The following is a 6,150-nucleotide window of genomic DNA, read 5'->3' on the forward strand; positions in this document are numbered from 1 at the left end:
CTTGCTCGGTCAGCTCTACCACTGCCTGCACAACCGGCAGCTCTTCGACGAGCATCACGCATTCACCTCCTTCTCAGCAGCTCCAGCCGCCGCAGCTTGACTTCTTAGGCACGTGAGATGTCTCTCAAGTACCGCTGTCGCCAGTCCGCCGGGTAGGAGGGAGCGGCAGGTCACGATCTGGGTGCCTCTCCCTCTGCCTCGCCCGCCCCGGACGCCGAGGTCTACATGGCCGCGCCTGCCCGTGATGCGGCGAGTCACTTCACCTCTCACAAAAGACGGAATCCCGACTGCCACTTGCCACCCCAGAATCCCCAGTAGCGAAGAGTTCACGTATAGTCACAACCCGCTCAACGGGCACGACCGTTCCACTGGTGTCAAAAGCCTGGAGGTCGCACGATGAAACATGCTCGGAAGAGACTCGTACGGTTAGCTCCTGCCGCGCTCTTGGTCACTACCGTCGCGGCGTTCCCGGCATCCGCCGATGAATCCCCGAAACCTCTCACCAGTACGACCCGAGCGCAAGCACTGGTGGACAGACTCGGCGAGAACCGTACCGGCGGCGTCTACTACGAAGGCGGACGCCTCACGGTCGCCGTCACGGACCAGGCGGGGGCGCAATCCGTCCAGGCGGTAGGCGGGATCCCGAAGCGAGTGCCGCGCAGTACAGCCGAGCTCAAGTCCATTCACGGAACGATTGGCCAACTGGACCTGCGTAATACGGCGTGGGGTATCGATGCAAGCGCCAACCAGGTATCGGTCGAGATCTTCGACGGAGCACCCGCCGACAGCCGGACCCGGATCGAGAAGGTCAGGTCGGCGCACCCGGGGGCGATACGTGTCGACCGGATCCGGCAAAAGCTGAGGTTCAAGGACACCAAACTTCGCGGCGGAAATGGGATTGCCTCCAGTGGTTGGGTGTGCAGTGCCGGGTTCAACACCAAGGACTCCTCGGGGAGGATCTACACGCTTACCGCTGGTCACTGTGTGCCGGGCACCGGCAATGTCTGGTACATGGACTGGAACGGTGTCAGGATCGGGACCCAGACCGCATGGGGTTTCGGCGGCAAGCATGGCGACTGGGCCACCATCAGGGCGAACGGCCCCGGCCTCACCCCGTACGGGACAGTTCGCTACTGGGGCGGCACGTACAAGCAGATCGACAGATCCCGTTATCCGGCAAAGGGAGAGGGAATCGATCGGATCGGGGTCTCCAGTCAGGATACGACAGGCAAGATCACCAATGACTATGTGAGCGTCAACATCGACGGGGTCCGGCTAGGAGGCATGTTCGAGTCGGACGTATGTGCTCTCGGGGGCGACAGCGGGGGGCCAGCGCTTCGCGGAACAACGGCCTTGGGTCTCCTCTCCGGCGGCACCAGCGAGACAAAGTGCAACTCCTCCTCCAACGGCACCTACCGGAACTACTTCACCCCCGTGCAGAGAGTGTTGGAAGAGCGCGGCCTTCACGTCTACTGAGACGCGCCGTCCCCGTCTGCCGCAACCACGGGAACCTGTCCTGGGCCGGCTCCGTCACAGAACGGGGTGGCGTGCCACCCCATGCCTCCGGGAGGTCACATGCAGATACGGTCAGCACGTTCCCTCGGTCTGCTCGCCGCAGTGGTCTTGTCCGCCACTGGCCTGGGGGTCACCTCCGGTTGTGGCAACCAGCAAGAAGCCGACGGCAGCGCACAGGAGTCCGACAGCGACAGAGAAGCGCAGCCCCATCGTGCCCGGCAGGTCGCCGCGGCCTGGGACGGATCCCCCGCGGCTGCCGCGTGGCGTGCCGGCTACCACCCCATGGGCGACGTGGTCCAGCTGCCGCGAGGCGGTCTGCGGAGCCGGGCCGACGAGCAGGCATACGAAGACCGCAGCTTCGTCCTGCGAGTCAAGCTGCCCGCCACCCGGCCCGAGGACGGCCGGGTGGCGTGGGCCGGGGGTAAAACGCTCACACGGCCGTTGGAGGGGGCGGACGAGTCGTACAAGGCCCTGGCCGACGAGCATGCCGGTGAAAGACCGCACCTCACGGTGACCAAGGTGAAGCTCGGTGAGATGACCGTTGCCACCAGCCGCGGTCCGGCAGTAGTCCCCGCCTGGATGTTCACCCTGGATGGCTATGACTCTCCCCTGAAACGGGCCGCTGTCATCCCCTCGAAACTCCCTCAGCCACCGATCGGGAGGGCCCGCGACGTTCCAGGCCCTCCGCTCCACCACCTGGTCCGGATTGCCGCAGACGGGCGCTCGGTGACCGTGGTTGCCCTCCATGGTGTCTGCGACGACGGTCCCGCGGTGGATGTGCTGGAGACCCGCGGCAGCGTGGTGCTGTCGCCCTCCGTCAAGCACCGGAAGCATGAGGGCCATTGCACAAAGCAGGGGAAACTGCAGCAAGTGACAGCGAAGCTGGACCGTCCCCTGGGTGACCGGGTCCTGCTCGACGTGATCACCGGTCGGCCGATTCCCTACAAGCCGGAGCGCGGGCCCTCACCGAGCTGGAGCTGAACGACACCTCCGCGACCATGCATTGATGATGAGGTGATCCGTCCGGCGTAGGCGGTACGCCTTGCGTCCGACCGGGACGGCACGGTCGATGACGAAGGGCGCACTGCTCCACACTGCCTGGTGCAGTGCCAGCGGAGCGGTGACACGCACCGAGCAGCCCTGTCCACGGCGGATAAGTTCGCAGATCACCAGCGACGGCACCGGCAGGGACAGTGCCTGCACCCGGTCGACGGGGCGGGCGTCGGAGGCCGGCATGTCGTCGACGAACCCTTCGACGACATGCCGGCTCCGGGGCCGGCGCGCGGCCAGGCGCTTCGCGGTGAACTCGCCGATCACCGTCCGCCGTGCCGCGGTGTGTTCCGCGCCGTCCAGGCCGACCATGGGCGGCGGCTGGTGGCGCAACCGCTCCCGGAACCCGGGGTCGCCGCTGGGGTTCGGGGAATTGTCCTTTCGGCGGTCCGAGGAGAACCGGCGATCGGCGAGGATGGCTGGGGCCTCGGCGTACGCGGACACCCACCATGCCTGTTCGCCGCCGTACAGACGGACCTTCCTCGATCACCCTCGACCACGCAGATTCGGGGTCAAGGGTCGTGAGTGGCGCCCGGGTTACTCCTTCCTCGCTCCGGTGGGGTCCGCGGATGGGCTGGGCATCGGCGCGGTGGCGAGGCGCTGGCCGTTGCGAGCGGCGGCGTCCTTGGCCCAGCTGCTGGTGGAGATGACGCCCAGCGCGAGCACGACGAGTCCGCAGCCTCCGAGGACGGCCCAGGCGGCGTGGCTTGAGTTGATGAAGCCGGCGCCGGTGCCGGCCACGATCGAGCCGGTGACGGCGACGCCTATGGAGATGTCGAACTGGCGGGCGCTGGCGGCGAGCGCGCCGGCGACACCGACCTGGTCGGGCGGCAGTCCGGAGACGGCGGTGTGGCTGACCGGCGGGCTGACCATGCCCGCGCCGAGGCCGAAGACGGCGTAGGCGGCCAGCAGGTAGACGCTCTCGGTGTGCGCGGTCAGGGGGACGAGAAGGAAGCCGCCGACGGCGAGCAGCGCACCGCCCAGCGTGAGGGGCAGGCGCTCGCCCCGGGAAGCGAGAAGCCGCCCGGAGAGCTGGGAGGCGACGGCTTGGCCCACGGCCAGCGGGATGATCATCAGCCCGGCGCGCAGGGGGCTGAAGTGGCGGAGGTCCTGGAGGTAGAGGGTGCTGAGGAACAGGAACCCGCCGAGGCCAGCCGACATCATCATGGAGATCACGTTTGCGCCGGAGAACGGAGGGCTGCGGAAGAACCGCAGGTCGATCAGCGGCTCGGCTCGCCGGGGCTCGACGACGAGTATCCCGACGAGGGTCAGGACGGCGAGCACGAACAGCCCGACGATCCAGGGGTCTGCCCATCCGTGGCGGGGGCCCTCGATCGTCGCGGCGATGATCGCGGCGAACAGGACGATGATCAGCGCCTGGCCGGGCGGGTCGAACGCGCGGGGCCGTGCGGCCTTGGACTCGGGGACGAACCTCTGGGTGAGCAGGATGGCGGCGATCCCGGTCGGGAAGTTGACCCAGAACACCGATCGCCAGCCGATACCGCTGACCAGCAGGCCGCCGAGCACAGGCCCGGCCGCGACGGTGAGCCCGATCACCGACCCCCACACGCCGACCGCTCTTGCCCGTTCCCGGCGATCGGTGAACACGCCGACGATGATCGACATCGCGACCGGGTTGAGCATCGAACCGCCCACCGCCTGCAGGCCGCGGAAGGCGATCAGCCACCCGACGCTCGGCGCCAGGCCGCAAAGGAGGGAACCGAGGGAGAACAGCGACAGCCCGAGCTGGAAGATCCGCTTGCGGCCGAAGCGGTCGGCCATGGAGCCGGACAGCACCAGCAGGCAGGCCATGACCAGGGAGTAGGCGTCGACCGTCCACTGCAGGCTGCCGACCGAGGCATGCAGGTCCTTGCTTATCGACGGGAGCGCCACGTTGACGATGGAGAGATCGATGCCGGTCACGCCCACGCTGAGACAGCAGATCGCCAGCACCAGCCGCCGGTGAACGGGACGCGATGGGCCGGTGCTCGCCGGCGGCCCGGGGGTATCTGCTGTGCTCATGGCGGATCCTTGAACAGATTCGGTAAAGTCTCCAACAGAAACGGAGAGGGTGCCCACATCACGGGGCGGAGACCCTGCCCACTTATGCAAGGACGTCTCAAGTGACTGACCATCCACCCCGCAAAAGGGCCGACGCGGCCCGCAACCGCCAGCGGATCCTCGAAGCGGCACGCACCGCTTTCGCCGCCACCGGAGCCCAGACGTCAATGGCCGAGGTCGCCCGCAGATCCGGGGTCGGCTCGGCAACCCTCTACCGCAACTTCGCGACCCGCCACGAACTCCTGGAGGCGCTACTTGTCGACGAGGTCGACGACGTCTGCGCCGCCGCCGCGACAGTCGAGGGCGACACCCCGGGGGACCGGCTCACGACCTGGCTGCGCCGGTTCTTTCAGTACGTCACCACCAAGCGGCCGGTCGTTCTCGCGCTGCTTGAGCACACCGACAGAACCGATCCCGTCTTCGACAGCCGGGGCCGGATGCTCGCAGCCGGCCAGCCGCTGTTCTCCGCCGCCCAGGACGCACACCAGATCGCCGGCGGCCTTGGCCTCGACCAGGTCCTCGACCTCGTGGTAGCCATCGCGAAGATCCCCGGCACCCCGGAATACCGGCAGCCGATCCTTGACGCGGCGCTCGCCGGACTGCGCAGACGCAGCACCTGACGTCCGCGCAGCGCAGCGCACGGTGCGCAACCCCGCCTAGGCATGTAGTTCGGGGAGGTTGGTGACGCGGGGCGGTTCTCGGCTCGCGGCTCGCACCGCTCACCGCGGGCCGGGCACCGGGCCCGTCTCCCCCGTACCGCTGTCCAGGAGCGCGGATTCGGCCGTCGGTTCGGCGTTGGAGGAGATGCGCAGCGCCTCGACCAGTTCGCCGTAGAGGGCGTCCGTTGCCAGGAGTTCCGCGTGGCTGCCCCGGGTGCGGACGCGGCCCGCCTCCATCACCACGATCGTGTCCGCGTCGATCACGGTCGACAGCCGGTGGGCGATCGTGACCACGGCGCCGGACGTCGCTCGGGCGGATATGCAGCGGTGGACCGCTGCCTCGGTCAGCCCGTCGAGCTGGGCGGTCGCCTCGTCCAGCAGCAGGACGTCCGGGGACTGCAGCAGCGCTCGGGCCAGGGCGATGCGCTGCCGTTCGCCGCCGGAGACCGTCGCGCCGGACAACGGGGCGTCCAGCCCTTCGTCCGGGGCTTCGACCCTCTCGGCCAACTGGACCTCGCGCAGCACCCGGTGCAGTTCGCCGTCCGTCGCGCCGGGGCGGGAGAGCAGCAGGTTGTCGCGGATGGTGCCGGGCAGGAGGGGCGTGTCCTGTTCCACGTACGCCAGTCGCGCCCGGACCTCGTCGTGGGTGTGGTCGCGGTAGGGGCGGCCGTCCAGGAGCAGTTCGCCGTGTGTCGGCTCCAGGAAGCGCAGGACGAGCGAGAAGAGGGTCGTCTTGCCGGCCCCGGACGGGCCGACGATCGCGGTGTGCCCGCGGCGGGGGACGGCCAGCTCGACGTCCCGTACGGCCGGCTCGGCGTCGGGACCGTAGGCCGCGGTGACGTTCCTGAGCTCCAGCACGGGGGCG

General features: G+C 68.6%; 6 protein-coding genes. 3 read left to right on the plus strand and 3 right to left on the minus strand.

All coding sequences use genetic code 11. The features are described 5' to 3' along the window. The first annotated feature begins 528 nt into the window (after positions 1 to 528). On the plus strand, positions 529 to 1,476 hold the full coding sequence (locus G5C65_RS40230; protein ID WP_165302072.1) for a S1 family peptidase: 948 nt from the start codon (positions 529 to 531) through the stop codon (positions 1,474 to 1,476). A 99-nt stretch (positions 1,477 to 1,575) separates the two neighbouring features. Then, on the plus strand, positions 1,576 to 2,496 hold the full coding sequence (locus tag G5C65_RS29335; protein WP_206442406.1) for a hypothetical protein: 921 nt from the start codon (positions 1,576 to 1,578) through the stop codon (positions 2,494 to 2,496). Here G5C65_RS29335 and G5C65_RS29340 read toward each other — a convergent pair. Then, complete coding sequence (locus tag G5C65_RS29340) at positions 2,479 to 3,009, minus strand: cytochrome P450 family protein (RefSeq protein WP_165302074.1); 531 nt, start codon at positions 3,007 to 3,009, stop codon at positions 2,479 to 2,481. The two genes, G5C65_RS29335 and G5C65_RS29340, sit on opposite strands and share 18 nt — an antisense overlap. A gap of 93 nt (positions 3,010 to 3,102) precedes the next feature. Beyond that, a complete protein-coding gene (locus tag G5C65_RS29345; protein WP_165302075.1) occupies positions 3,103 to 4,587 on the minus strand; it encodes an MFS transporter in 1,485 nt (494 codons plus the stop codon). 101 nt (positions 4,588 to 4,688) lie between these two features. Here G5C65_RS29345 and G5C65_RS29350 point away from each other — a divergent pair, with 101 nt between their 5' ends. Continuing rightward, positions 4,689 to 5,246, plus strand: a complete 558-nt coding sequence (locus tag G5C65_RS29350; RefSeq protein ID WP_165302076.1) for an SbtR family transcriptional regulator — start codon at positions 4,689 to 4,691, stop codon at positions 5,244 to 5,246. Positions 5,247 to 5,345: 99 nt separating this feature from the next. Here G5C65_RS29350 and G5C65_RS29355 read toward each other — a convergent pair. Beyond that, positions 5,346 to 6,150 (minus strand): ABC transporter ATP-binding protein (locus G5C65_RS29355; protein WP_165302077.1); only part of this gene is annotated, 805 nt, incomplete at its 5' end.

It is taken from the genome of Streptomyces boncukensis, from assembly GCF_011045075.1.
Classification (GTDB): domain Bacteria; phylum Actinomycetota; class Actinomycetes; order Streptomycetales; family Streptomycetaceae; genus Streptomyces; species Streptomyces boncukensis.